This window comes from Ferrovum myxofaciens, from assembly GCF_000735045.1.
Lineage (GTDB): Bacteria > Pseudomonadota > Gammaproteobacteria > Burkholderiales > Ferrovaceae > Ferrovum > Ferrovum myxofaciens.
In genome coordinates this window covers 1-1,552 of the sequence record NZ_JPOQ01000282.1, presented here as the reverse complement: position 1 = coordinate 1,552, position 1,552 = coordinate 1, and the positions used below count along the sequence as shown (strand labels likewise).

Here is a 1,552-nt window from a genome sequence, read left to right as displayed (position 1 = left end):
GTGGATTACCCATGCGAAAGTAGGTCACCGCCAGACACCCTACCCGTTCCTTCTGCTTCACAGAAGAAACACCAAAAAAAGCACAGTCCCCACGGACCGTGCTTTTTTTTTGGCCCGTATCTCTGTGTGTGATTGAACTGTAAAGACTTGCCAGAATTCTAGTTGCTCATATGGATATGCTGTCCAAGCATATCTGGTGTTATCAGCGTTACCCCTTTTTCTGTGACATGGAACTGCTTTGCATCTTTGACCGGGTCAAACCCCGCCTCCAGACCATCCGGAATAACACACTGCTTGTCGATGATCACTTTGTTCAGCTTGACATAGCGTCCGATTTCAACCTTCGGCAGGATCACAGAATCGGTAATTTTGGTGTAGTTATTGACCCTGACATCGGAAAAAAGCAGGGAGTGATGAATCATTGCACCGCTGATAATGCACCCGCCGGAAACCATGGAATCGATTGCAATACCGCGTCGATCCTCGTCATCGAAAATAAATTTTGCAGGAGGAAGCTGTTCCTGATGGGTCCAGATCGGCCAGGTCTTGTCATATAGATTGAGGTCAGGAACTACCTTGATCAATTCCATATTGGCTTCCCAATAGGCATCCACTGTCCCTACATCGCGCCAGTAGGCGGGTTTGTCACCCATCCCGACGCAGCTGTCCTCGAAGCGGTGCGCATAAACGCGGTAGCGACTGATGAGGTGTGGAATGATGTCGTGGCCGAAATCGTGTGCTGATTTCGGGTCATCTGCATCGCGAGACAACTGCTCGCAGAGGAAGTGCGCGTTGAATACGTAAATACCCATGCTGACGAGTGCCCTGTCGGGACTGCCCGGAATGTGCGGGGGATTGGCGGGCTTCTCGACGAACCCCGTGACCCGATCACCCTCGCCGACCACCATCACGCCGAAGGCGGAGACTTCGGATACAGGCAACTCGTAGCAACCAATCGTCATGTCCGCTTTGGAGTTGACATGGAAAGCGAGCATCTTGCCATAATCCATCTTGTGGATATGGTCCCCAGCGAGGATCACCACGAACTCGGGATCGTAGGAGCACAGGATGTCGATGTTCTGGTAAATCGCATCGGCCGTCCCCTTGTACCATTCTTCCTGGATGCGCTGCTGGGCAGGGAGCAGTTCTACGAACTCATTGAATTCTCCCCTCAAAAATCCCCAACCCCTCTGGATATGCTGGATCAGACTGTGCGCCTTGTACTGCGTCACGACCCCGATCCGCCGTATACCGGAATTGATGCAGTTGGAGAGCGGGAAATCGATGATCCTGTGTTTTCCGCCAAACGGCACTGCCGGTTTTGCACGCCAATCGGTCAACTGTTCCAGTCTGGATCCACGCCCTCCTGCAAGAATCAATGCAACCGTATTCTTGGTCAGTGTACTGATAAAACGCGGGGAAGAAATTTGGCTCTATGTGATTTGTAGTGGGTGGTGCGATAATTCCGTCATGAATAGTACAACTTTATTTAGCATGGCGCTTGGCCTGCAATCGCCTTGGCAAGTGGACGATATTTCGTTTTCTGCCGATG

General features: G+C 51.5%; 1 protein-coding gene. It reads right to left on the bottom strand.

What is annotated here, in order from left to right:
* Positions 1-158: 158 nt before the first annotated feature.
* Positions 159-1,427 carry a glucose-1-phosphate adenylyltransferase gene (glgC, locus tag IV91_RS0113520; protein ID WP_031599324.1) on the bottom strand — a complete coding sequence of 423 codons (1,269 nt, stop codon included), beginning with the start codon at positions 1,425-1,427 and terminating at the stop codon, positions 159-161.
* Positions 1,428-1,552: the final 125 nt, after the last annotated feature.